A 25,192-nucleotide genomic window follows, 5' to 3' on the forward strand; every position below is an offset into this window, starting at 1 on the left:
GACTACGTGCACGATGGAAACGTGACCGATATGCCTGAGACCACCGATGTCGCTGCGTCGCTGCCCGATCCCGCCGATCCGTCGACGGTGCTTCTCGTCGATCTCGACGGGACCGTCACCGACAGCTTCGCGGGCATCGAGAACAGCTTCCGTCATGCGCTGGCGGCGGTCGGGGCGCCCGAACCTCCGGCCGACGTGGTCGCGGGTATCGCGGGCCCACCGATGATCGACACACTGCTGCGACTCGGCCTCGACCAACCGACCGCCGACGCCGCGATGCGCGCGTACCGGGAGCGTTACGTGGAGATCGGCTGGCTGGAGAACTCGGTGTTCGCCGGCATGGACGCACTGCTCGCCGATCTCGCGGCGTCCGGGCGCACCCTGGCCATCGCGACCTCGAAGAACGAGGGCACCGCGCGGGCGATCCTGGAGCACTTCGGACTCGCCCGGCACTTCCAGGTGATCGCCGGGGCCAGCGACGACGGCAGCCGTCGACACAAGTCCGACGTGATCGCCCACGCCCTCGACCAGTTGGGCATCACCACCGACGTCGTCGGCCATGTGACCCAAGCGCCGGTGGTGATGATCGGTGACCGTTCTCACGACGTGGAAGGTGCCGCATTGTTCGGGATTCCGGCAATCCTCGTGCCATGGGGTTACGCTCTGCGAGGGGAGGGTGACGCGGCCGCGTGGACGGTCGGGTCGATTGCACATCTGCGCGAGGTACTTGGTGTCTGAGCAACTGCACGTGTGTTTCGTCTGCACCGGCAACATCTGTCGGTCACCCATGGCACAGAACATCTTCCGGTTCGCCCTCGAGGAGGCGGGCCTGGCGGATCGGGTCCGTGTGGACAGCTGCGGGACCAGCGGCTGGCACGTCGGCGAACCGGCCGACAATCGTGCCCGCACCGAACTACTGGCTCACGGTTATCCGGACTCGCACGTCGCCGCGCAACTGAATCCGACGCACTTCGACGCCGACCTGCTCGTGGCCATGGACAGCGGGCACGTCCGCGATCTCGAACGCAAACGGCTGGGCGACCGGGTACGACTCCTCCGCAGCTTCGATCCGGGGTCGGCACCCGACGACCTCGATCTCAACGATCCCTACTACGGCACCGACGAGGATTTCACGGTCACCCGGGTGCAGATCGAGGCGTCCGTGCCGGGCCTGCTCACCTGGGTCAAGGAGCGTCTCGACGACGCCGGGCCCACCTCAGGTCACTGAGGTCCTGCGACCGACAACCGACAGGCGTGCGTCACGTCGCGGGCAGCACCAGGTTGTGCACGAATCGCATCTTCTCCAGTACCGGTCCGGGCAGCACGAACGGGTACAGGTCCGGGTGCCCCATCGACCGGTTGATCTGGTTGAGCGCCCAGGACAGCGGGAGCCACCAGTCGATGAGTTGGTCGAACCCGACATCGCCCGGCAGTGACGCCTCGAGGGTCGATCCGGCCGGCGCCATCGCGAATGCGGCGGCGGTGTCCAGGGTGTCCTTGATGTGCAGGTAGTGGGCGAAGGTCTCCGCGAAGTCCTCGGCCGGATGCATGGTGGCATACGACGACACGAACGTCTTCTGCCATCCGTCGGGGGCGCCCTGCGCATAGTGGCGATCCAACGCGGCCTGGTAGTCGGCATCGGGATCGCCGAACAGTTCGACGTAGCGGGGTCGCGCGGCGTCGTCGACGAGGACCATCTGGTAGTAGTGCCCGATCTCGTGACGGAAGTGCCCGAGGAGCGTCCGATAGGGCTCGTCGAGTTCCACCCGCACCCGCTCCCTGTGGAGGTCGTCGCCTTCGGCGAGGTCCAGGGTGATGATGCCGCTGGCGTGTCCGGTCACCACCGACTGCTGTGAGCTCGACAACAGGTCGAATGCGAGGCCCGTGTGCGGATCCTCGTCGCGCCCACGCCGCTCGAGGCCCAGTTCGTCGAGTTCCAGGATCAGTCGCCGCTTGGCGGTCTCGGCCCGCCCGAACTCGGCCATGGCGTTGCCGTCGGTGTCGGCCGGACGGGTGCGTGTGAGCACACACGACTCACACAGACCGGGCACCCCGGTCCAGGGGGTCAGCCAGTTACATTGCGCCACTGCACTGTTCATGCAGCGCTCGACGAGCTGGCCGTCGATCTCGGTGCGTCCGGTGTCGTCGAGACAGTAGATCGTGCGGGTGGCCAGCCAGAATCCGAGGGAACTGCCGCAGTGCAGGCACAGACTGTTCTCGAACGAGAGCCGCTGACCGCATGTCCGACAGAGGAAGTCTCGCATCACGCCGAGGGTACCCGGGTGCACGCCCGGTCACGCCGGTACGACGCAGCCGTGTTGACCGGCCTCGGTACGGTTGAGGGGTGAAGTTGCTGCGGACGTTCCTCCGCCCCGGGTGGATCGCCCTGGGCGTGGTGGTGATCGCGTTCGCCGCGTTGTGCTTCAGCATCCTGGCGCCGTGGCAGCTGGGCAAGAACAGCTCCACCGAACAGCGCAACGACCTGATCAAGTCCGCGATGTCGACGGCCGCGGTCCCGCTCGGGCAGATCGCACCACCGGGGGCACCGTTCGTGCAGGACACCGAGTGGCGCGAGATCACCCTGACCGGCCGATACCTGGCCGACCGGGAGGTGATGGTGCGGCTGCGGTCGGCGGGTGAGCGGCCCGCCGTCGAGATCCTCACCCCGTTCGCGGTGGCCGACGGTTCCCGCGTGGTCTTGGTCGATCGCGGCTACGTGCGCCCCGAACAGGGCACGCTGCCGACGATCCCACCGGCCCCCACCGACGAGACCACGATCGCCGCGCGTATCCGCAAGAGCGAGGGAACCAGTCCCGATCGCGGCGCGCACACCGAATCGGGTGCCCTCGCCGTCTACACGATCGACCCGGCCGAGGTCGGCCGCGCCATCGACACCACGCTGGATCCGTTCTATCTGCAACTGTCCCCCGACCAACCCGGTTCGCTGGGCGAGATCGCCCTGCCGCAGCTGGATTCCGGCCCGTACCTCTCGTACGGCCTGCAATGGTTGGCGTTCGGGATCATGGCGCCCCTGGGTGCCGGATACTTCCTGTACTCGGAGATCCGCCAACGCCGTCGGAGCAAGGCACAGGCCACCGCGCCCGACGCCGAAACCACCGGGACGTCAACCGGTTCCGACGTACCGCAGACCGAACCCGCCACGCAGCGCTCGCGCCGTGACCGCGTGCGCGCCGACCTGCGCGAGGCGGGAACCGCCTCGGGCGCCCGACAACGCGGTCAGATCGGCAGCGGCCCCGACGCCGAGGCCACGTCGGAGGCGGTGCGCACCAAACTCAGCGAACGCTACGGCGGCTGAGCGCCCACGCCGTGGCCGCCGCACCGAGCGCGGTCACCGCCTGTACGCGCCGGGACAACCGCGCCGCGGCACGCAACTGCGCGGTGGCTGGCACCGGACCGTCGCCGAGACGCGGACGCTCCTCCACACCGTGCGGATACTCGGTGCGTCCGCCCAGGGTGACCCCCAGGGCGCCGGCGAATGACGCCTCCACGACACCGGCGTTGGGGCTCGGATGACCACCGGCGTCCCGACGCCATACGCGCACCGTACGTCCGGGAGCCCCACCGATGACGGCGACGACGATCCCGGTGAGCCGTGCGGGGGCGAGGTTGGCGAGGTCGTCGAGACGCGCGCTGGCCCACCCGAAGCGGCGATAGCGCGTGTTGCGGTAGCCGACCATGGCATCGAGGGTGTTGACGGTCCGATAGGCGATCAGCCCGGGAATGCCGGCGACGGCACCCCAGAACAACGGGCCGACGGTGGCGTCCGCGGTGTTCTCAGCGATCGACTCGAGCGCCGCGCGAGCCATCCCGGCGCCGTCGAGAGCCTCCGGGTCACGCCCGCACAGGCTCGGCAGGAGCTGACGAGCGGTGGCGATGTCGTCCGCGTCGAGCGTGTCGGCCATCTCCTCCCCGACCCGCGCCAGCGTGGTGCCACCGAGGACCGACCAGGTGACGACGGCGGTCGCGAGCATCGGGGCGATCCGCCCGGGCAGACTCCGCAGCGCCACCCCGCCACCCCACGCGGCACCCAGGCACATCGTCGTGAACACCGCCCCGGCGACACGCGAATCGCGGTAGGTCAGCCGTTCGGCCGCCGCCGCGGCCCTGCCTAGCCCGGCAACCGGGTGGCAGCGCGCCGGGTCCCCGAGGACACGATCGGCGACGAACCCCACGAGCATCCCGACCGCAACACCATGACCGCCCAGACCATGACCACCAGCATCAGACACCCGGCGATGGTAGCGACCCGACCGCATAGACTTCACCGATCATGGCCCGCAGTCGTCCCGAGCCCGTTGTCGGCCGTCACCGGATCGACACCGGCATCGCCGAGTTGACCCGCGACGACATCGCCGGCGGCTGGCTGCTGACCATCAACGGGGCGCAGAGTTCGCACATCCACCCGGACCCGTCGATCCTCGATTTCGAGTACATGCGGCAGATGGTGGCACTCATCGAGGCCACCCACCGCGACGACGCACCATGGCGGATCCTGCATCTCGGTGCGGCCGCGTGCGCCCTGCCGCGACATCTCGCCGATCGACACCCCGAGGCTCGGCAGATCGCCGTCGAGATCGACGGTGCACTCGCACGATTGGCGCGCGAATGGTTCGACCTGCCGCGCGCTCCCCTGCTCCGCATCCGGGTGGGTGATGCCCGCGAGGTGATCACCGGGCTCACCGAGCACACCCGTGACGTGATCGTCCGCGACGCCTTCGTCGGCGCCCGGGCACCACGACATCTCACCACCCAGGAGTTCCTCGCGCAGGTGCGCCGGGTCCTCGCACCCGGCGGCCTCTACCTCGCCAACTGCGGCGACACCCGCGACCTCGCGCTGGCCCGTTCCGAGGTCGCCACGGCCGCATCGGTTTTCGCGCACGTCGCGGTGGTCGCCGACGCCGCCATGTTGAAGGGTCGTCGCACCGGCAACGTCGTGCTCGCGGCCAGTGACAGCCCCATCGATGCGACCTCGGACCTGGTGCGGACACTGCTGAGCGATCCTGCACCCGCGAAGATCCTGACCGGGCGCCAGGCCCGCGAGTTCGGGTCCGGCACCGTGGTGCACGACCCCGATCACGACCACGACCACGACCACGACGAACCGGACCCGCCGCGACCCTGACGACCTGCGGGTTCACCGGGCTGTTCATCCGAACGGACGACACGGTATTCGCCGTGGTGAACCGGCCCGTACACAGCGGCGAACCCTGATCGAAAACATGTTCGACAATCGGTGGGCGCAGGCCAGATCAGATCACGTAGTCGAGGTTGGCGACGATCGCCGATCCGATCGCGAGATCGCCCGCGATGCCGACCCGTTCGGGATCCGCGGTCCGTCGGCCACCGGCGAGGCGCGCCAGATCCACCCCGTCGAGGACCAGCGTGACATCGGCGGCAGCGTCGCCGCCGGGCAGCTCGTCGACCTCGGCCGCCCGGTCGCCGACGACGATGCGGGTGGTCCGCGGCGCGGGCCCGCCGATCTGGAACACCACCGTGGTGCCCTGGGGGGTGCGTGCACGTTTGCCGACGACGAACGGCAGCGACGCCGCGATCTCGGCGAGCGCCCACTCGGCGGGTTCGGGATCGGTCGGCAGCGAACCGTCGGTGCTGTCGCGGATGTCGAGCTCGTGCATCCAGCAGTCGAAGATTCGGATGCGCATGAACCGTCCGTAGCTGTCGGCGCCCGCCGGCGTCATCGCGTCGGCGTCGAACTCGTCCTGGGTGATCCGCGACAGCGCGTCGGTGCGGGTGGCGACGATCTCCCGATAGGCGGCCATCACCTCGGCTCGCGACGCGCCACGGTAGTGGTCGAGCCATCGCTCGTTGAGCTCACCGATCGGATTGCGCACGTGCTCGAGGGCACCGACGTCACGCTGGGCGGCCACATCGCGTCCGGCCAGGGTGCTCTCGGTGCCGATGATGTGCGCGATGACGTCGGCGATCGACCAGCCGGGCAGGATCGACGGTGCCGCCCACTGCTCGTCGGTGAGACTCGTGGCGAGGGCGTCGAGCGCCGCCCACTGGGCGCTCAGCGCGGCCACGACCGGACGGACGGGTAACAGGGTCTTCGCCACCTGGGCTCCTTCTTCGAGGTCGAGTTCGGTACGGCTGCGGTGTCACCGCACGGGCTGGGTGCAACTCGCCGGTGCCGCCACCAGTGAACAGAACTCCGCGGGGCGCGTGGGCCGGTAGGTCGCGCCCACGCCGTTGTGAGCCGTGATGTCGCGGAACGCCGCGACCGCATCCGTGGGCCTGCGCGTCAAGCTCGGATCCGTCTTCACGTTCACCGTGTACAGCCCGAATCTGGGTGTGTACGAGCCCCATTCGTAATTGTCGGTGAGACTCCAGTAGTTGTACCCGATGACGTCGATGCCGTCGCCGCGGGCCCGCTGTAGCCAATACACCAGATCTCGCAGGTGATCACCGCGCCGGTAGCCGTCCGGTCGCGGCGCGCCGTCGCGCGTGGGCATCCCGGACTCCACGACGTAGACCGGCTTGCCGGGAAAGCGCCTGCCGTAGTCACGCAACGCGTAATAGAGACCATCGGCGGCCACCGGCGCCCGCCACGTGTCCTCGGTGGCCGCGTGCCAGGTGTCGGTGTTACGCAGCGAGACCGAGTAGTAGTAATCGAACCCGACGAAGTCGAGTTTGTCGGCGATCCGGTCGAGGAAGGCGGCGTCGATCAGCGGTTCGACCGTCGGGATGTAGGCCGAGTTCGACGAAACCATCGCCGACGGATCGCGCCGGTGGATGTGGTCGTAGATCTCCCGGTGGACCGCTTCGAGTCGGTTCAGCATCGTCGGCGCCTGCGTGGGCGCCAGGCTGCCCATCCGGATCTGCTGCACCACGTAGTAGGCCGGCTCGTTGATGGTGATCCACAACGGGTGGAAACGGCTGTAGCGGTCGACGATCCGGCGTGCGTTGCGTAGCCAGAGCGATGGGGTCGACGGGTTGGCCCAACCGCCGCGGTCCTCCACCCAGCCGGGGTACACCCAGTGATCGAGCGTGATCATCGGCCGCATCCCGGCCGCCACGATCGCCGCGATCACCGAGTCGTAATACGCGAGTTCGGTTCGGTCGATCACGCCTGGGCGCGGCTCGACGCGCGCCCACTCGACACCGACACGGTAGACCTTCACGCCGAGCCGTTGAGCGAGAGCGATGTCGTCGCGGTAGCGGTGCCGGAAGTCGACCGAACTGCCGATCCGATCGTCGGTCTTGCCTTGCTCGATGTACCGACGCCAGTTGCTGTCGGGCGAGGAACCCTCACTCTGGAAGCCTGACGAACTCACTCCCCACAGGAAGCCGTCCGGCAGGGTCGCGGGTGCGGCGTGGGCGGTCGGGGTGTTGCCGATGATCGCCACCGCGACGGCGATCACGGAGACCAGGACGAGGGCGCGGCGGCGGGCGGTGGTCACCGGGTCAGCATCTCAGACGGCGAGCGCGGTGGACGTGAGAAACCCCGTTCTGTGCGGAGCGGGCACCGGGCGGGGTTCGGCCAACTATCGTGGGCCGGGTGTCGAAGGGGCCTCGATCCGTGTCCGTACGCTGGGCGGCCCTGTGGTGCGCGCTCGTGGTGTCGACGTCGATCTGCGCAGCCGGGATCGGATGGTCGGTGAATGCACCACGTGCAGCGGCGGTCCCGGGCGCCGGTTCGGCGGGCGCCTGTGGCCGCTGGGCGGCCAAGCCGGGCGGCACGATCACACGGTCGGTGACGGTGGGCGGGGTGGTCCGCACCTACCGAGTCCACTTCCCGTCCACCTACACGGGCCTGACCCGTATCCCGCTCGTCATCGCCTTCCACGGCCATGCGGAGAAGGGCCCCGTGTTCGAGCGCTACACCGGACTGTCCGGATTGCCCGCCGTGGTCGTCTACCCGAATGCGCTGCGCGGCACCGACAACACGACCGCATGGCAGAGCGCACCGTACGCGTCACGCAAGGCCGACGACGTCGCGTTCACACGGGCCATCCTCCGGTCGGTGTGGGCCGGAGCGTGCGTGGACGCGACCCGCACGTTCGCGATCGGTCGTTCCAACGGCGGCGGTCTGGTCGCCCTGCTGGCCTGCCGGATGCCGACTCGATTCGCCGCGTTCGCGACCATCAGCGCGGCGGTCTACGTCGGCGCCGTCGCCGGATGTCGCAACGGTCCGCCCGTCTCGTTGGTCGACTTCCACGGCACCTCCGACCGTGTCATCGGCTACAACGGCGGCCGCAGGTTCGGCACGCGCTACCTCTCGTCGTCGGCATGGTTGCAGCGCTGGGTGCAGCGGGCAGGCTGCGCTCCGGCCCCGCTCGTCCTTCCGGTGAACCCCGTCGTCGAGCGCTTCTCCTGGTCGTTCTGCGCCACCGGGCATTCGGTGATCCACTACCGGATCAACGGCGGCACCCACCGATGGCCCGGATCCTCGGGCAACGCGGTCGCCGGCAACATCAGTGACACCATCGACGCGACCAGGCTGATCTGGCTGTTCTTCATGACCCACCCGTTCCGGGGGTCGTCGTAGCGCATCGGGAGTCGCGGTCGGATGTCTAGCCTGGAGCCATGAGCACCGATCTCCCCACCATCGAACTCTCGACCGGAGCACTCATCCCCCAGCTCGGGCTCGGAGTGTGGCAGGCCGACGAGGCCGACACCGAACACGCCGTCCGCTACGCGATCGGCACGGCCGGGTATCGGCACATCGACACCGCCGCGGCCTACGGCAACGAGGCCGCGGTGGGACGCGGTGTCGCCGCGTCGGGGGTGGCGAGATCCGACGTCTTCGTGACCACCAAACTGTGGAACGCCGATCACGGTCACGCACGTGCCCTGGGGGCCGTCGATGCCAGCCTCGAGCGGCTGGGCCTCGACCATGTCGACCTCTACCTGATCCATTGGCCCCTGCAGAACACCGAGCGTCTCGTCGAGACGTGGCAGGCGCTCATCGAGATCCAGCAAGCGGGCAAGGCCACCTCGATCGGGGTGTCGAACTTCCAACCACACCACCTGACCACGATCATCGAGGCCACCGGCCAGGCCCCGGCGGTGAACCAGGTCGAGCTACATCCGCGACTGGCACAACATGAACTCCGGACGTTCTGTGCCGATGCGGGAATCGCGGTGGAGGCGTGGAGCCCGCTCGGCGGCAGCGGCGCGGGCTGGGGAGCCGATTCCAAGCCGAACACGCTGCTCACCGATCCGGCCATCACCCGCGTCGCTCAGCGCCACGGACGGTCGCCCGCGCAGGTCATCATCCGCTGGCACCTGCAGAACGGCATCATCGTCATCCCGAAGTCGGTGCACGACGAGCGCATCGCCCAGAACATCGACGTCCTCGACTTCGATCTCGACGCCGACGACCTCGCCGCGATCGACGCCCTCGACACCGGTGAACGCGTCGGTGCACATCCCGACGACCTCAACCTCGCCGCACCCGACTGAGCCGGTCGCAATTAGGGCCCACCGCGGGATTCCGGACAACAATCGTCCGCGATCCACGGCACCATAGACCCATGCTGGAAACGTCCGCGCGCCTGCTCGCACTGCTCACGTTGCTGCAGGCGCGCCGCGAATGGTCGGGCGCCGAGCTCGCCGAGCGGCTCTCGATCACCACCCGCACCGTTCGCCGTGATGTCGACAAACTCCGCGAGCTCGGCTATCCCGTGGACGCCACCGTCGGGGTCGGCGGCGGCTACCGGCTCGGCGCCGGCGCCGAGATGCCACCCCTGCTGCTCGACGACCAGGAGGTGCTCGCGGTCGCGTTGGGCCTCAACGAGATCACCACCGGGTCGGTCGCCGACATGGCCGAGGCGTCCGCCGGTGCACTCACCAAGCTGCGCCAGGTGATGCCGTCGCGGCTGCGACACCGACTCGACGCCCTCACCATGGAGGCGGTCCCCCGCGAGCACCGCAACCCGGTGTCCGGCGACGTGCTGTCGGAGATCGCCACCGCCTGCCACCGCACCGAACGCCTACGTTTCGACTACCGGCGCGGCGACGGCACCGAGAGTCGGCGGGAGGTCGAACCGTATCGGCTGGTACGCAGCGGTCTGCGGTGGTATCTGGTCGGGTGGGATCTCGCCCGCGAGGACTGGCGATCGTTCCGCGTCGACCGGATGCAACCCAAGACACCCACCGGCCCACGCTTCACGCCACGCCCGCTACCCGACGGCGGCGCAACCGGCTATCTGGAACGCAGTCTGGGCGCGGTGTTCCGCAAGGCCTCGGCGCGCATCCGCGTGCACGCTCCCCTCGACGTCGTGGCGCCCATGGTCGACGATGCGTGGGGCACGATCGAGGCCGGCGACGACGAGAACTGCGAACTGACCATGTTCAGCTCGTCGTTGGCGAGCCTCGCCCGGTGGCTGCACGCCTTCGACGCCGAGTTCACCGTGATCGGGCCCGCCGAACTGGTCGACGAGTGCCGTGCCGTGGCGAGCCATCACGACGACATGGCGGCGCGCTACCGCCGCGCCATCGGCGAGCCCCGATGATCGCGAGCCCCCGACTCGTCGCCCACACCGTGAGCGTCCTGCGTGACGCCGGCTGCGTCTTCGCCGAAGACGAGGCCGACCTGCTCATCGCCCACGCCGCCGACGACACCGCCCTCGAAGCTCTCGTGGCGCGCCGCACCGACGGCGTCCCCCTCGAGGTGATCCTCGGGTGGACCTCGTTCTGCGGGCTGCGCATCGAGATCGACCCCGGCGTCTTCGTGCCGCGACAACGGACGGCTTTCCTTGTCGAGCAAGGTGTTTCACGAACACGGCACGGCGCGACCGTCGTCGACCTCTGTTGCGGTTCCGGGGCCGTGGGACGGGCTCTCGCTGAGCAGGTGCCCGGCGTCGTCCTGCACGCAGCCGACCTCGATCCGGTCGCGGTCGCCTGCGCCACCCGCAATCTCGGCCCGGTCGGGGGCCGGGCGGTGTGCGGTGACCTGTTCGCCGCGCTGCCGCCGGAGCTGCGCGGCACGGTGGACGTCGTCGTCGTCAACGCGCCGTACGTCCCGACCGACGAGATCGCCCTGATGCCGCCCGAGGCCCGCGACCACGAACCCCGCGCCGCCCTCGACGGTGGTGCCGACGGCGTCGAGATACATCGACGCGTGGCCGTCGAGGTCGGTGACTGGTTACGTCCCGGCGGGTACGTCCTGATCGAGACCAGCCCCGGTCAGGCCGACCTGACGACGACGGCACTCGCCGATGCCGGACTCGCGACGGACCTCGCCTCCTCGGACGAGTTCTTCGCAACGGTCGCCATCGGGAGACGGGTGTGATGCCGGATGCGGGGATGCCGGTGCTGTGGTGCTGTGGTGCGCGCAAAGGGATTCGAACCCCTGACCGCTGGTGTGTAAGACCAGAGCTCTACCGCTGAGCTATACGCGCCGACGATGTCCCCGGTACCCGAGCACCGGCCGACACCAAGAAATGAATGTAACGGCTATCCTGCCAGACCCCAAACCGCCCGACCGCGGCCCGGCCGACCGCTCCCGAGGACCGTCCAGGCAAAGCTGGGTGAAGCATCACACAGCTTTGCCTGCTGGACCCGCGTGAACGTCGGGCGCACCGATACCGACCGAGCCCGCCCGCTGCCGACACGGACCTAGTGGGCCGTGTCGAGGACCTTCTCCCACAGCTGAGGGCCCCGCGATTCGCCGGGTCCCACCGCGTCGGAGAACCGGATGATCCCGTCGCGGTCGACGAGGAACGTGCCGCGGTTGGAGTATCCGGCCTCATCGTTGAACACGCCGTAACCACGGGCGACGTCACCGTGCGGCCAGAAATCCGACAGGATCGGGAACAGGAAACCCTGCGCCGACGACCACACCTTGTGCGTGGGCGGCGGACCGACCGAGATCGCCACCGTACGCAGACCGTCGCGGATGAACTCCGGCTGATGATCGCGGATGTACCCCAGCTCGCCCTGGCAGGTCCCGGTGAACGCCAGCGGGAAGAACACCAGAAGCACCTGATCGTCGGCACGCAGCGCCGACAACGAGACGCGCTGCATGTTCTGGTCGCGCAACTCGAACTCGGGCGCGACATCCCCGACGGCCAGTGGCGAATGTGATGGTGCGACGGCCCCGTCGGTCATGCGCGCTTGCGGGATTTCGGCTGTACCAGCCGTGATCCCGACCAATTACCGAGAGTGACCACGCTGGTCTGCGTCAGACCCGCGGTCGGCGCCGACTGGGCGATCTCACTGGGGTCGACATGACCATCGGTTCCGGTCTTCGGTGAGAAGACCCAGACATACCCGTCGTCGGCAAGGGGCCCGATCGCGTCCATCAGCGCATCGACGAGATCTCCGTCGTCGTCACGCCACCAGAGGACGACCACGTCGATGACATCGTCGGCGTCCTCGTCGAGCATCTCCTCGCCGATGACATCCTCGATGTCGGCCCGCAGTTCGTCGTCGGTGTCCTCGTCCCAACCGAGTTCCTGCACCACCATGCCGGACGTGAATCCGAGCTTGTGGGCGCTACTGCCCCCAGCGCTGCTGGACTCTGTGGCGGCTACCACCGCGTGCGACCTCCTGCCCCTACTTCATTCGACGCTCTAGTGAATTCGACTGTCAGCTTAGGGAACAGCCTAATTGGTGGAAGCGCAACCCGAACAGAGGGCAGACACAAGACGTGTCCGTCAATCGACTAAGGCGTGGCCGGGACGGGCCCCGACGATGTCGACGGCTGGACTGCCGATGCCCCCGCGGTGGGCGGTAACGGCAGGTAGGGAGCGCATCGGTTCAGGACAGCCTGCTTGTCCCGCGTCCATTCGGCGGCAATCGCATTCAGCCCCGCCAGCTGCTGTTTTCCGATGGCGGCACTGAGCCGTCCGGTGGAATCGAGGAACTGGTTGGTGGGTTCGGCGGTGTCCCCGGACACCGTCGAGGTCAATTTCTTGCGGATCAGATCGGCACCCGCGATGAGACTGGCGCGGGCCTTTTCGTCGAGGTCGCCCACCCGGTCGTAGCTGTCCACATCGTTGAGTCTGCGGATGAAGGCGTTGTAGCCACGCACCATGACGACCATCGACGACATCGCCTCGCGACACAGCTCGGCTCCCGCGACACGTGCGTCGGCCGCACGCGACACCATGAGATCCGACCGGTAGGCATCGACGTCCCCGGGTACCGGGCCGCCCTGCCCGTCGACGGTCATCGCACAGCCCGACAGGCCGATGACCAGGGCAGACAGCACGGCTGCGACACGCGTCGACGACGCCACCCCCGCACGCATCCCGATGCGCCCGGTGGCACGTGTTCGCCTCGCGTACCCCATAACCCTCCTGACCCTGCAGTAACAAGCAGTGAAACGCTACCGCAGGTCGGGGCACCTGAGGGCAACGTCGACCACCTCATGCCATCGGAAGTGACATGGGGCACGATGAAGGGAGGGATGCCGCGGTCCCGACATCATGGGAGCGGCCACCCGTGTCATCGCACGCCGGACACCACCGTGCACCCGGCCGATCGAGGGAGTAGGCATAACAGTGACCGAACAGGCAGAGCAGACGACCACCACACAGCTCAACGGCGCCGGACCCGCAGACGCCGCCGGCGGTGATCGTAAACGCGTCCGTGTCATCCGCGAGGGCGTCGCGTCGTACCTGCCGGACATCGACCCCGACGAGACCGACGAATGGCTCGAGTCGTTCGACGATCTGCTCGCCCACGCAGGCCCGCAGCGCGCCCGCTACCTGATGCTCCGCCTGCTCGAACGTGCCGGCGAGAAGCGCGTCTCCATCCCGGCACTGACCTCGACCGACTACGTCAACACCATTCCCACCGAGAACGAGCCGTGGTTCCCCGGCGACGAGGAGATCGAACGCCGGTTCCGGCAGTTCATCCGATGGAATGCCGCCATCATGGTCCACCGCGCGCAGCGCCCGGGAGTCGGCGTGGGCGGCCACATCTCCACCTACGCGTCGTCGGCGTCGCTCTACGAGGTCGGCTTCAACCACTTCTTCCGCGGTCCGGACCATCCCGGTGGTGGCGACCAGGTGTTCATCCAGGGGCACGCGTCGCCGGGCATCTACGCCCGCGCATTCCTCGAAGGCCGCCTCGGCACCGACCGCATGGACGGATTCCGGCAGGAACACAGCCACGCCGGGGAGGGCGGCGGACTGCCCTCCTACCCGCATCCGCGGCTGATGCCCGAGTTCTGGCAGTTCCCGACGGTGTCCATGGGACTGGGCCCGATGAACGCGATCTACCAGGCCCGGTTCAACCACTACCTGCACGACCGCGGCATCAAGGACACCTCCGATCAACACGTGTGGGCGTTCCTCGGTGACGGCGAGATGGACGAGACCGAGTCGCGTGGATTCGCCAGCTTCGCGGCGACCGAGGGACTCGACAACCTGACCTTCGTCATCAACTGCAACCTGCAGCGCCTCGACGGCCCGGTCCGCGGCAACGGCAAGATCATCCAGGAGCTCGAATCGTTCTTCCGCGGCGCGGGATGGAACGTGATCAAGGTCGTGTGGGGTCGCGAGTGGGACTCCCTGCTGCACGCCGACAAGGACGGCGCGCTGGTGAACCTGATGAACAGCACCAACGACGGCGACTACCAGACCTACAAGGCCAACGACGGCGCGTTCGTCCGCGAGTACTTCTTCAACCGCGACCCGCGCACCAAGGAACTCGTCCGGAACATGACCGACGAGCAGATCTGGAATCTCAAGCGAGGTGGCCACGACTATCGCAAGATCTACGCGGCCTACGCATCGGCGCTGGCACACAAGGGGCAGCCGACGGTCATCCTGGCCAAGACCATCAAGGGTTACACGCTCGGCAAGCACTTCGAAGGCCGTAACGCGACCCACCAGATGAAGAAGCTGACGCTCGACGACCTCAAGAGCTTCCGCGACAGCACGCGCATCCCGATCTCGGATGCGCAGCTCGAGGAGAATCCGTATCTCCCGCCCTACTACCACCCGGGCATGGACTCACCGGAGATCGAGTACATGCTCGACCGTCGCAAGCAGCTCGGCGGTTTCGTGCCGTCGCGACGCAGCGAGGCCAAGGCGCTCAAGCCCGATCTCGCCCCGGCGTTGAAGACCGCGGCCAAGGGTTCGGGTCGCCAGCAGGTGGCCACCACCATGGCGCTCGTGCGCATTTTCAAGGATCTGCTGCGCGACAAGGAGATCGGCAAGCGCATCGTGCCGATCATCCCGGACGAGGCCCGCACCTTCGGCATGGATTCGTGGTTCCCGACCCTGAAGATCTACAACCGCAACGGCCAGCTCTACACATCGGTCGACGCCGAGCTGATGCTCGCCTACAAGGAGAGCGCGGAGGGGCAGATCCTGCACGAGGGCATCAACGAGGCCGGATCGGCTGCCTCGTTCACCGCCGTCGGCACGTCGTACTCGACGCATGGCGAGCCGATGATCCCGCTGTACATCTTCTATTCGATGTTCGGGTTCCAGCGCACCGGTGACAGCTTCTGGGCGGCAGGTGACCAGATGGCACGCGGGTTCGTCATCGGCGCCACCGCAGGACGCACCACACTCACCGGTGAGGGTCTCCAGCACGCCGACGGTCACTCGCCGCTGCTGGCCGCCACCAATCCCGCGGTCGTCGCCTACGACCCGGCCTTCGCCTACGAACTCGGGCACATCATCGCCGCGGGCCTCGAGCGGATGTACGGCGAGAACCCGGAGAACATCTACTACTACCTGACGGTCTACAACGAGCCGATCAGTCAGCCGGCGCAGCCGGAGAACCTCGACGTCGCGGGCGTGCTCAAAGGCATCTACCGCTATCAGGCGGCACCGGAGGGCAAGCAATTGCGCGCCAACATCCTGGTGTCCGGGGTGACGATGCCCGATGCCCTGCGGGCGGCGCAGATCCTCGTCGACGAGTGGGACGTGGCAGCCGACGTGTACTCGGTGACGTCGTGGAGTGAACTCGCACGCGACGGGATCGAGTCCGATCGGCTCGCCGTCCGCGAGCCCGGTGCGACCCATCCGCGTCCGTACCTGACCGATGTCCTCGGCGAGACGTCGGGACCGTCGATCGCGGTGAGCGATTTCACCCGCGGCGTACAGGAACAGATCCGTGCCTACGTACCGGGCACGTATCTGACCCTGGGCACCGACGGTTTCGGGTTCTCCGACACGCGTCCGGCCGCGCGCCGGTTCTTCAACGTCGACGCCGAGTCGATCGTGGTGGCCGTCCTGGTCGGACTCGCCCGCGACGGCAGCATCCCGTTCACGACCGCGGCGCAGGCCGCCGAGCGGTACCAGATCACCGACGTCGCGGCCGCACCCGAGCAGACGAGCGATCCCGGCGTGGCCTGACCGTCGTGAGTTGCCGCGTCTGCGCTATCGCAGGCGCGGCAACTCGCCGCTCCCCGAGGACGAATCCGATCGGACTACATTGAAACCGTGTCCGACCCCCACCTGAGCCCCGAGCCACCGATGGCCGACGTGTTCGGTGAGCGCGGGGCGCACGTTCCCGCGCCCGCGACGGTGCACGACGCGTTGCCCGACACCCTGCTGCGGCGGGTCAAGCAGTACAGCGGTCGACTCGCCACCGAGGCCGTGCACTCGATGGCCGATCAGCTGCCCTACTTCGACGACCTCGACGCGGCCCAACGCGCCAGCGTCCAACTCGTGGTGCAGACCGCGGTGGTGAACTTTGTCGAATGGATCCAGGATCCGGAGGGCAACGTCAAGTTCACCGTGCAGGCCTTCCAGGTGGTCCCGCAGGACCTCGCTCGACGCATCACGCTGCTGCAGACCGTCGAGATGGTCCGTGTGGCCATGGAGTTCTTCGAGAAGTGGCTGCCGCTGCTGGCCCGCAACGACGCCCAACTGCGCGCCCTGACCGAATCCGTCCTGCGCTACGGCCGGGAGATCGGATTCGCCGCGGCATCGATCTACGCGTCGGCGGCGGAGTCCCGGGGTGCCTGGGACTCCCGGATGGAGGCGCTGGTCGTCGACGCCGTGGTCCGCGGCGACACCGGGCCACAGCTGCTGTCCCGCGCGGCCGCCCTGAACTGGGACTCCGATGCGCCGGCCACCGTCATCGTCGGGACTCCCCCGCCGGAACAGAACGTCTCGGTGCCGTTGGCCATCCACAACACGGCCAAGCAGTACGACAGGTCGGCCTTGTCGGTGGTTCAGGGCACGTTCCTCGTCGCGATCGTCAGCGGACAGGTTCGCGCCACCGAACGTTTCGTCACCGATCTGCTGACCCACTTCGCCGACGGCCCGGTGGTGATCGGACCCACCATGCCGAACCTCGGGACCGCACATGCCAGCGCCACCGAGGCGATGTCGGCGATCTCCGCGGTGATCGGGTGGCCGAACGCGCCGCGACCGGTCCACAGCCTCGAATTGTTGCCCGAGCGCGCCCTCAACGGGGACACCGCGGCGATCACCGCGCTCAACGACGGATTGGTCACCCCGTTGGCCAAGGGCGGCAGCACGTTGAACGCCACTCTCGAGGCATACCTCGACTCGGGCGGCTCTGTAGAAAGTTGCGCCCGCGTACTGTATATCCATCCAAATACGGTTCGTTACAGGCTGAAGAAGATTGCAGAAATCACAGGACGTGATCCAACTAACCCTCGTGATGCTTACGTTCTACGAATCGCAGCGACTGTAGGTCGTTTGACACACTTCCAAAACGAATTGCGATCACGCGCCACACAGGAAACATGAGTAACAGGCGGAGAATCCCGTTTTCGCAGATGGGACTTGCCAGGCCACGATTTTGTAACGCATCTCGGAGTGATGACGAACCAGGTACGCTCTAGATCAAGTTTGTGGGAACCCTACAAATCCCCACGCTAAGGTTCATGGGCCTCAACACCCACAAAACGGGTCTTGACGGTGTTCTCTGGTCACGTGCTTTCGATGCTTGCGCCCGGACAGGGCTCTCAGACGGCCGGCATGCTCACCCCGTGGTTGGAGCTGGCCGGCGCACGCGACCAACTCGCCACGTGGTCGAAGCTCACCGGACTCGATCTGGAACGGCTCGGCACCACGGCGACGGCCGAGGAGATCACCGACACCGCGGTGACCCAGCCGCTCGTGGTGGCCTCCGCGCTGCTCGCCTACGCGGAGCTGTCCACACGATCGGAGATCCCCGCAGACACCGTTGTGGCCGGCCACTCGGTGGGTGAACTCGCCGCCGCCGCCATCACCGGGGTGATCACGCCCGACGAGGCCGTGACGCTCGCAGCGATTCGCGGCGCCGAGATGGCCAAGGCCTGCGCACTGGAACCGACCACGATGGCCGCGGTCCTCGGTGGCGACGAGACAGCCGTGCTGGCCCGTCTCGACGAACTGGACCTGGTGCCCGCGAACCGCAATGCGGCGGGCCAGATCGTGGCCGCCGGATCGGTGGAGGCCATCGAGGCGCTGATCGCCAACCCACCGGAGAAGGCCCGAACCCGTAAACTGGCCGTGGCGGGTGCGTTCCACACGCAGTACATGGCTCCGGCCCAGGATGCCGTCGCCACTGCCGCGGGAAACATCACCCCCGCCGACCCGAACCGGACGCTGTTGTCCAACTCCGACGGCCAGCCTGTAACGAATGGCGCCGAAGCACTGACAAAACTAGTGGCCCAGGTGACGAAACCGGTGCGCTGGGATCTCTGCTCCGCCTATCTACGCGAGCACTCCGCCACCGCCGTCGTCGAACTGCCTCCCGCCGGCACGCTGGTGGGTATCGCGAAACGAGAGTTGAAGGGAACGCCGACGCTGGCGCTGAAGACACCCGACGACCTCGACAACATCACCGAGCTTGGATAGCGGTCACGGCGCGTGCCGTGACCCCCGGAAACCGGATCACCCGGTTGTCCAAGCATTCACGGGCGGGGAGTCCGTGAGTGCTCCGGAGATCAACACAGAGCAAGAAGCTCACCAGAGCTAGAAGAAGGGAACCACACAGTGGCCGCCACCCAGGAACAACTCATTGCCGGCATTGCCGAGATCATCGAGGAAGTCACCGGCATCGAGCCGTCCGAGGTGACCTTGGAGAAGTCCTTCGTCGACGACCTCGACATCGACTCGCTGTCGATGGTGGAGATCGCCGTCCAGACCGAGGACAAGTACGGCGTCAAGATCCCGGACGAGGATCTGGCCGGCCTGCGCACCGTCGGTGACGCAGTCGCCTACATCCAGAAGCTCGAGGCCGAGAACCCCGAGGCCGCCGCAGCCATCGCCGCCCAGGTCGAGGCAGACAAGAACTCGTGAGCTCCCCTTCCCTCCGCGAATACTCCACGCTGGGCGGGAACTTTCCGAGTGTGGTGGTCACCTCCATGGTGGCCACCACCTCGCTCGGCGAGGATCTCGACACGACGTGGAAGAAACTGGTGGCGGGTGAGTCGGGCATCCGCGAGTTGACCGACGAGTTCGTGACGAAGTACGGCGAACTGCCGTGCCGCGTCGGCGGACGCCTGGTCAAGGATCCTTCGGAAGAGGTGTCTCGCGTCGAGGCACGCCGGATGGCCTACGTCGAGCGCATCGCTCATGTCATGAGCAAACGACTGTGGGCGCAAGCCGGCGAGCCCGAGGTCGATCCGGACCGTCTGGCCGTCGTGCTGGGCACCGGGCAAGGTGGCGGCGACGCCATGGTCGATGCCGTCAAGGCGATCGAACAGTCCGGCAACTACCGCAAGGTCTCCCCGCTGGCCGTCTCGATGGCGATGCCCAACGGTCCGGCCGCGGTCACGGGTCTCAACATCGGCGCGCGCGCCGGTGTGATCACCCCGGTGTCCGCATGTTCGTCGGGCGCCGAGGCCATCGCGCACGCGTGGCGTCACATCGTCATGGGTGACGCGGACATGGTCGTCACCGGCGGCGTCGAGGGACACATCGACGCGATTCCGATCGCGGCGTTCTCGATGATGCGGGCGATGAGCACGCGTAACGACGACCCTGCGGGTGCGTCGCGACCGTTCGACAAGGACCGCGACGGCTTCGTGTTCGGCGAAGGTGCCGCGATGCTGATCCTCGAGCGTGAGGAGCACGCCAGGGCTCGCGGTGCGCACATCCACGCACGCCTGCTCGGTGCGGGCATCACGTCGGACGGGTTCCACCTGGTCGCACCGGATCCGAGTGGTCAGGGCAACGCACGTGCCATGACCCGCGCGATCCAGACCGCGGGACTGACCAAGGCCGACATCACCCACATCAACGCGCACGCGACGTCGACCCCCATCGGCGACACGGCCGAGGCTGCGGGTATCAATGCGGCGATCGGCCAGCACGCGGCGGTCTATGCACCCAAGTCGGCACTGGGACACTCCATCGGCGCAGTCGGGGCGCTGGAGTCCGTTCTCACCATCAAGAGCGTCGAAGAGGGAATCATCCCGCCCACGCTCAACCTCGAGAACCAGGACCCGGAGTGTGACATCGAGGTCGTCGCGGGCGAAGCCCGTTACGGCCAGATCGATTACGCACTGAACAACTCGTTCGGATTCGGTGGGCACAACGTAGCGCTCGCCTTCGGTCGCTACTGACACCCTTTACCCCGACACCAGGAGGCAGCGATGACCACATTGGCTCCCATCACCGGCCGTGAGGAAGCCGCGGATCCCCGCGATCCGCTGCTCCGACTGACCAACTTCTTCGATGAAGGCACGATGTCGCTGCTGCACGCACGCGACAAGTCAGGCGTGCAGGCCGCCAGCGGCCTGGTCAACGGCGTTCGCACCGTCTCCTATTGCACCGATGGCACCGTGATGGGCGGTGCCATGGGTGTGGTCGGGTGTGCTCACATCGTCAACGCGATCGACACCGCGATCACCGAACAGGCCCCCGTCGTGGGCATCTGGCACTCGGGCGGGGCACGTCTCGCCGAAGGCGTGGAAGCTCTCCACGCGGTCGGCGGCGTGTTCGAGGCCATGGTGCGGGCCTCGGGGTATGTCCCCCAGATCTCCGTCGTCGTCGGCTTCGCGGCCGGCGGCGCCGCTTACGGTCCGGCACTGACCGACGTCGTCATCATGGCGCCGGAAGGTCGCGTGTTCGTCACCGGCCCGGACGTGGTCAAGAGCGTGACCGGAGAATCCGTCGACATGGAGTCCCTCGGTGGACCGCTCACCCACGGCAAGAAATCCGGCGTGTGCCACATCATGGCCGGCTCCGAACCGGACGCCTACTGGCGTGCACGCCGCCTCGTGTCGACGTTCAGTCGACAGGGCCGGTTCAACCGCGAGCAGGCCGAGGCCGGCGACACCGACCTCAAGGCCCTGCTCCCGGAATCGAACCGCCGCGCCTACGACGTCCACCCGGTCGTCGAGCAGCTGCTCGACACCCAGCTCGCCGCCGACAACGAGACAGAGATCTCGAGTTTCGAAGAGCTGCAGGCGAAATGGGCGCCGAACATCGTCGTCGGCTTCGGCAGGCTGTCCGGCCGCAGCGTCGGCGTCATCGCCAACAACCCGTTGCGCATGGGCGGTTGCCTGAACTCGGAGAGCGCCGAGAAGGCGTCTCGATTCGTGCGGCTGTGCGACGCCTTCGGCATCCCCCTGATCGTCATCACCGACGTCCCGGGCTACCTGCCGGGTGTCGGACAGGAGTGGAACGGTGTGGTGCGTCGCGGCGCCAAGCTGCTGCATGCCTTCGCCGAATGCACCGTCCCGCGCGTCACCCTCGTGACCCGCAAGATCTACGGCGGCGCATACATCGCCATGAACTCGCGGGCGCTCGGCGCCACCGCCGTGTTCGCGTGGCCCGGTTCGGAGGTCGCCGTGATGGGCGCCAAGGCGGCCGTCGGCATCTTGCACAAGAAGGCATTGGCCGCGGCACCCGAGGACGAGCGCGAGGCACTGCACGACCGTCTCGCCGCCGAGCACGAGGCGATCGCCGGCGGTGTCGGCCGAGCACAGTCGATCGGTGTCGTCGACGACGTCATCGATCCGGCCACCACTCGCAGCCGTATCGCCGAGGCACTGGCCGCGGCTCCGGCCCGACGTGGACGGCACAAGAACATCCCGCTGTGACGCCCCCGCCGGTCGAGTAGCGACGAGCAAGCGCAGCGACCCGACGCGGATCGAGACCAGCACCGACAATCCGACCCCGGTAGTTCGCTACCGGGGTCGGATCTCGTTTCGGCGGTTCGTGTTGTCACCGCCGGAAGGTTTTCGTATGGCGGGCGGCTACCCCACCCGCTGCTGCAGCCAGGTGACCTCGGCGCCCGCCCCGCCCATGCGGTAGGGCTCGAGCGCGTCATCCCAGGCGGTCCCGAGCGCGGCCTCGATCTCGCCTGCCAGCCCGATGCTGTCGGGTTGGGACTCGAGCAGCGCACGCAGCTGCATCTCGCCGATGGTCACGTCGCCGTTCGCGCTCGTCGCCCCTCGCCACAGACCCAGGCCGGGTACGTAACTGAAGCGTTCGCCGTCGACGCCGTCGCTGGCGTTCTCGGTCACCTCGAAGCGCAACGACGACCACTCGCGCAGCGCCGTCACCAGGCGTGCGGCCGTGCCGACAGGGCCGGCCCAGTCAACGGTGGCACGTTGCATCCCGGGGTCGGCGTCCTGCGCGGACCACTTCAGGTTGGCCCGCGCATTCAGGGTCGACGACAAAGCCCACTCGACATGCGGGCACAGCGCCACCGGCGCCGAGTGGATGTACACCACTCCAGTCGTCATGTCCGCAAACTGGTTCAGATTGCGCACCTTTTCACCTCCGGTTTCGACGAGGAACGTCTTCCCCAACGCCTCTTCGCAACCGGATATCACACAGTTGTGACTAATTGTGCCTCATGTTGCGCGTGTTGCGCCAGTTCCCGGAGTGTTTTCTCAGGAACGTTGTCGAGGCATTCATCGTCGGTCCATCGGCGATCCGTCGTCCGTCCATGGCCGACCGCGTTTCACAGCCCCGCCACGACGCGGTCGTTGAACTCGCTCCACAAAGGTTTGGCCCAGGCCCCGAACGCCCGGTCGGTGAGTACGACGCAGGCGGCCCCCACCTCCGGATCGACCCATAGGAAGGTCCCCGACTGCCCGAAGTGGCCGAAGGTCCGCGGCGAGTTGTGCGCGCCGGTCCAGTGCGGCGACTTCTCGGCCCGGATCTCGAACCCCAGTCCCCAATCGTTCGGGCGGTGCTTGCCGTAGCCCGGCACGAAACCGTCGAGTCCGGGGAACTGCACCGTCGACGCCCGGGCCGCCGACTCCGCCGACAGCAGGCGCGGCGCGAGGAGCTCACCGGCGAACGCAGAGAGGTCGGCCACCGACGAGCGGGCGCCGTGCCCCGCCGGTCCGGCGAGCACCGTCGACTCGAGCCCCAGCGGCTCGCAGACGGCCTCGTGCAGATACTCCCCGAACGCGATACCGGTTGCCGTCTCGACCGTCTGGGCGACGACCTCGAAGCCCGCACTCGAATAGATGCGTGCGGTACCCACCGGCGCGGCGATCTCATTCGCGTCGAACGCCAGGCCGGACGCGTGGGCCAGGAGATGCGCGATGGTCGCCCCCGGTGGACCGGCCGCATCGTCGAGGTCGACCGCTCCTTCTTCGACGGCAACCAGGACCGCTTCGGCGACAAGCAGTTTGGTGACCGAGGCCAATTCGAACACACGAGTGGGGTCGCCGAACACGTCGGCGACCCCACTCGTGGTCACGATTGCGGCCGACACATGGTCGACCGGCCAGTCCGCTAACGCATCAAGAGCCGACACAGCACCCGACACTACCGTCCGGTGCGTTAGGCGATCAGCGGCGCTGCACGATCTCGGACCTCTGCGATCCCGGCCGATCAGTGATCGGCGTCGGTGTAGCGGATCACGCCGCGGATGTTCTTGCCGTCGAGCATGTCCTGGTAGCCCTCGTTGATCTGGTCGAGACGGTACTGACGGGTGATCATGTCTTCGATGTTCAACTTGCCCAGGCGGTACATCGACAGCAGCTGCGGGATGTCGAGCTTGGGGTTGGCGCCACCGAAGATGGTGCCCTGCAGGTTCTTCTGCAGCAGGGTGAGCATCGACAGGTTCAGGGTCACATCCGACTCGAGCATGTTGCCCATGCCCGTGAGCACGCAGGTGCCCGCCTTCGCGGTGATCCCCATCCAGGTGTCGACATCCTTGCCGTGCACCTCGCCGACGGTGACGATGACCTTGTGGCACATGTGGCCGTGGGTCAGTTCCGCGATGCTCATCGCGGCTTCCTCGACCGACGCGAAGGTGTGCGTGGCGCCGAACTTCATCGCCTGCTCACGCTTCCACTCGACCGGGTCGATCGCGATGACGTGGCGGGCACCGGAGATGACCGCGCCCTGCAGGGCCGCCGTGCCGACGCCACCGACACCCACGATGGCGACGTCCTCGCCCGGCCGGACATCGCCACTACGGGTCGACGAGCCGTAGCCGGTCGGGATGCCGCATCCGCACAGGGCCGCGACCTCGAACGGGATGTCCTTGTCGATCTTCACCGCGGACGCCTCGTGCACCACCATGTACGGCGAGAAGGTCCCGAGCAGCGTCATCGGGTAGACGTTCTCGCCCTTCTCGGTGTGGATGCGGAAGGTGTTGTCCGACACCGCCTCACCCTGCAGGAGCATCGCACCCATGTCGCACAGGTTGGCCAGGCCTGCCTTACACGAGGGGCACTTGCCACACGACGGGATGAAGGAGAGCACCACGTGGTCGCCGACCTCGAAGTCGGTCACGCCCTCGCCGACCTCCTCGACGACACCCGCCCCCTCGTGTCCGCCCAGGATCGGGAATCCGGCCATCGGGATGCCACCGGTCATCAGGTGATGATCGGAGTGGCACATGCCGGCGGCTTCCATCCGGATCTTGATCTCGTGCGCCTTGGGATCGCCGATCTCGATCTCTTCGATCTCCCACGGCTTGTTCAGCTCTCGCAGGAGCGCACCTTTGGTCTTCACTTTGCTCATCCTCCACTCGATAGACACGCGCGTCGTCCGACGGATCGACCCCCCGACAGACGCACACAACCTACTGAGACCCTAGTCACTTCGCGCCAAAAATGAAACGTGTTCTAGTTGCTGATTTGGGACGTGTCGTGGCCCGATGAACACAGCGACGGACCGCGGGCACGCCGGTGGCGTGTCCGCGGTCCGTCGCTGACGATTCAGGGCGTCATGACCGAACCCTCTGCGATCTAGTCGGCCAGGCCGGCGTCCTTGCTGCCGTAGGTCGAGCGCAGTGACGGCTTGACCACCTTGCCGCCGGCGTTGCGCGGCAGCTCGTCGACGATGACCAGATCCTTCGG

The 25,192-nt window shown here is 67.5% G+C and carries 24 protein-coding genes and 1 tRNA gene; 14 read left to right on the top strand and 11 right to left on the bottom strand.

Translation table 11 applies throughout. The annotated features are described in order from the left end of the window. Nucleotides 1-30 precede the first annotated feature (30 nt). Together AAFP35_RS23430 and AAFP35_RS23435 are read left to right on the top strand one after the other, a co-directional pair. Nucleotides 31-738 carry an HAD hydrolase-like protein gene (locus AAFP35_RS23430; protein ID WP_419224099.1) on the top strand — a complete coding sequence of 236 codons (708 nt, stop codon included), beginning with the start codon at nt 31-33 and terminating at the stop codon, nt 736-738. After that, complete coding sequence (locus AAFP35_RS23435; protein WP_419224071.1) at nt 731-1,228, top strand: low molecular weight protein-tyrosine-phosphatase; 498 nt, start codon at nt 731-733, stop codon at nt 1,226-1,228. The genes AAFP35_RS23430 and AAFP35_RS23435 overlap by 8 nt, the downstream gene beginning before the upstream one ends. Before the next feature lie 31 nt (nt 1,229-1,259). Here the strand turns inward: AAFP35_RS23435 and AAFP35_RS23440 are convergent, their stop codons facing one another. After that, the gene (locus AAFP35_RS23440) at nt 1,260-2,264 is read right to left on the bottom strand and encodes a zinc-binding metallopeptidase family protein (RefSeq protein WP_419224072.1); all 1,005 of its coding nucleotides are present in this window, start codon (nt 2,262-2,264) and stop codon (nt 1,260-1,262) included. 80 nt (nt 2,265-2,344) lie between these two features. Between AAFP35_RS23440 and AAFP35_RS23445 the strand changes: the two genes are divergently transcribed. Next, nucleotides 2,345-3,316 (top strand): SURF1 family protein, encoded by a 972-nt coding sequence (locus AAFP35_RS23445; protein WP_419224073.1) that lies wholly within the window; start codon nt 2,345-2,347, stop codon nt 3,314-3,316. On the opposite strand, the gene AAFP35_RS23450 is transcribed toward AAFP35_RS23445, so the two are convergent. Then, nucleotides 3,294-4,199, bottom strand: coding sequence for a cobalamin biosynthesis protein (locus AAFP35_RS23450; RefSeq protein WP_419224100.1), 906 nt, complete (start codon nt 4,197-4,199; stop codon nt 3,294-3,296). The two genes, AAFP35_RS23445 and AAFP35_RS23450, sit on opposite strands and share 23 nt — an antisense overlap. A gap of 92 nt (nt 4,200-4,291) precedes the next feature. Here AAFP35_RS23450 and AAFP35_RS23455 point away from each other — a divergent pair, with 92 nt between their 5' ends. After that, a complete protein-coding gene (locus AAFP35_RS23455) occupies nt 4,292-5,143 on the top strand; it encodes a spermidine synthase (protein ID WP_419224074.1) in 852 nt (283 codons plus the stop codon). Between the two features lie 127 nt (nt 5,144-5,270). Here AAFP35_RS23455 and AAFP35_RS23460 read toward each other — a convergent pair whose 3' ends face one another. Then, nucleotides 5,271-6,095, bottom strand: coding sequence for a maleylpyruvate isomerase family mycothiol-dependent enzyme (locus tag AAFP35_RS23460; protein WP_419224075.1), 825 nt, complete (start codon nt 6,093-6,095; stop codon nt 5,271-5,273). 42 nt (nt 6,096-6,137) lie between these two features. Continuing rightward, nucleotides 6,138-7,439: a family 1 glycosylhydrolase gene (locus AAFP35_RS23465; RefSeq protein ID WP_419224076.1), complete on the bottom strand. Its 1,302-nt coding sequence runs from the start codon at nt 7,437-7,439 to the stop codon at nt 6,138-6,140. 119 nt (nt 7,440-7,558) lie between these two features. Here AAFP35_RS23465 and AAFP35_RS23470 point away from each other — a divergent pair, with 119 nt between their 5' ends. The 4 genes from AAFP35_RS23470 to AAFP35_RS23485 all read left to right on the top strand — a co-directional run bounded on the left by AAFP35_RS23470 (nt 7,559) and on the right by AAFP35_RS23485 (nt 11,275). After that, on the top strand, nt 7,559-8,527 hold the full coding sequence (locus AAFP35_RS23470) for an alpha/beta hydrolase family esterase (protein WP_419224077.1): 969 nt from the start codon (nt 7,559-7,561) through the stop codon (nt 8,525-8,527). 38 nt (nt 8,528-8,565) lie between these two features. Next, nucleotides 8,566-9,444: an aldo/keto reductase gene (locus AAFP35_RS23475; protein WP_419224079.1), complete on the top strand. Its 879-nt coding sequence runs from the start codon at nt 8,566-8,568 to the stop codon at nt 9,442-9,444. Between the two features lie 71 nt (nt 9,445-9,515). Further along, complete coding sequence (locus AAFP35_RS23480; RefSeq protein ID WP_419224080.1) at nt 9,516-10,496, top strand: helix-turn-helix transcriptional regulator; 981 nt, start codon at nt 9,516-9,518, stop codon at nt 10,494-10,496. Then, nucleotides 10,493-11,275 carry a putative protein N(5)-glutamine methyltransferase gene (locus AAFP35_RS23485; RefSeq protein ID WP_419224082.1) on the top strand — a complete coding sequence of 261 codons (783 nt, stop codon included), beginning with the start codon at nt 10,493-10,495 and terminating at the stop codon, nt 11,273-11,275. Before AAFP35_RS23480 ends, AAFP35_RS23485 begins: the two co-directional genes overlap by 4 nt. A gap of 34 nt (nt 11,276-11,309) precedes the next feature. Here AAFP35_RS23485 and AAFP35_RS23490 read toward each other — a convergent pair. The 4 genes from AAFP35_RS23490 to AAFP35_RS23505 form a co-directional block, all read right to left on the bottom strand. Next, nucleotides 11,310-11,384, bottom strand: a tRNA-Val gene (locus tag AAFP35_RS23490). Between the two features lie 217 nt (nt 11,385-11,601). Then, a complete protein-coding gene (locus AAFP35_RS23495) occupies nt 11,602-12,093 on the bottom strand; it encodes a peroxiredoxin (protein WP_419224083.1) in 492 nt (163 codons plus the stop codon). Beyond that, on the bottom strand, nt 12,090-12,521 hold the full coding sequence (locus tag AAFP35_RS23500) for a DUF3052 domain-containing protein (protein ID WP_419224084.1): 432 nt from the start codon (nt 12,519-12,521) through the stop codon (nt 12,090-12,092). Before AAFP35_RS23500 ends, AAFP35_RS23495 begins: the two co-directional genes overlap by 4 nt. A 128-nt stretch (nt 12,522-12,649) precedes the next feature. Beyond that, complete coding sequence (locus AAFP35_RS23505; RefSeq protein WP_419224085.1) at nt 12,650-13,279, bottom strand: hypothetical protein; 630 nt, start codon at nt 13,277-13,279, stop codon at nt 12,650-12,652. Between the two features lie 211 nt (nt 13,280-13,490). On the opposite strand from AAFP35_RS23505, the gene aceE reads away from it, so the two are divergent. The 6 genes from aceE to AAFP35_RS23535 all read left to right on the top strand — a co-directional run bounded on the left by aceE (nt 13,491) and on the right by AAFP35_RS23535 (nt 21,961). Beyond that, entirely contained in the window at nt 13,491-16,304 is a 2,814-nt protein-coding gene (gene aceE / locus AAFP35_RS23510; RefSeq protein WP_419224086.1) for a pyruvate dehydrogenase (acetyl-transferring), homodimeric type, read from the top strand. A 120-nt stretch (nt 16,305-16,424) separates the two neighbouring features. Further along, a complete protein-coding gene (locus AAFP35_RS23515; RefSeq protein ID WP_419224101.1) occupies nt 16,425-17,672 on the top strand; it encodes a PucR family transcriptional regulator in 1,248 nt (415 codons plus the stop codon). Between the two features lie 186 nt (nt 17,673-17,858). Then, a complete protein-coding gene (locus AAFP35_RS23520) occupies nt 17,859-18,767 on the top strand; it encodes an ACP S-malonyltransferase (protein WP_419224087.1) in 909 nt (302 codons plus the stop codon). 138 nt (nt 18,768-18,905) lie between these two features. Further along, nucleotides 18,906-19,211, top strand: a complete 306-nt coding sequence (acpM, locus tag AAFP35_RS23525; RefSeq protein ID WP_240862251.1) for a meromycolate extension acyl carrier protein AcpM — start codon at nt 18,906-18,908, stop codon at nt 19,209-19,211. After that, nucleotides 19,208-20,479, top strand: coding sequence for a KasA/KasB family beta-ketoacyl-ACP synthase (locus AAFP35_RS23530; RefSeq protein ID WP_419224088.1), 1,272 nt, complete (start codon nt 19,208-19,210; stop codon nt 20,477-20,479). The genes acpM and AAFP35_RS23530 overlap by 4 nt, the downstream gene beginning before the upstream one ends. A 30-nt stretch (nt 20,480-20,509) precedes the next feature. Next, complete coding sequence (locus tag AAFP35_RS23535) at nt 20,510-21,961, top strand: acyl-CoA carboxylase subunit beta (protein ID WP_419224090.1); 1,452 nt, start codon at nt 20,510-20,512, stop codon at nt 21,959-21,961. Between the two features lie 156 nt (nt 21,962-22,117). Here AAFP35_RS23535 and AAFP35_RS23540 read toward each other — a convergent pair whose 3' ends face one another. From AAFP35_RS23540 to AAFP35_RS23550, 3 genes are all read right to left on the bottom strand, one after another. Then, a complete protein-coding gene (locus tag AAFP35_RS23540) occupies nt 22,118-22,636 on the bottom strand; it encodes a DUF3145 domain-containing protein (protein ID WP_419224092.1) in 519 nt (172 codons plus the stop codon). A gap of 194 nt (nt 22,637-22,830) precedes the next feature. Beyond that, the gene (locus AAFP35_RS23545) at nt 22,831-23,637 is read right to left on the bottom strand and encodes a serine hydrolase domain-containing protein (protein ID WP_419224093.1); all 807 of its coding nucleotides are present in this window, start codon (nt 23,635-23,637) and stop codon (nt 22,831-22,833) included. 77 nt (nt 23,638-23,714) lie between these two features. Further along, nucleotides 23,715-24,845: an NDMA-dependent alcohol dehydrogenase gene (locus tag AAFP35_RS23550; protein ID WP_419224102.1), complete on the bottom strand. Its 1,131-nt coding sequence runs from the start codon at nt 24,843-24,845 to the stop codon at nt 23,715-23,717. Between the last annotated feature and the right edge of the window lie 347 nt (nt 24,846-25,192).

It is taken from the genome of Gordonia sp. CPCC 206044, assembly GCF_048537895.1.
In the GTDB taxonomy this organism is placed as follows: domain Bacteria; phylum Actinomycetota; class Actinomycetes; order Mycobacteriales; family Mycobacteriaceae; genus Gordonia.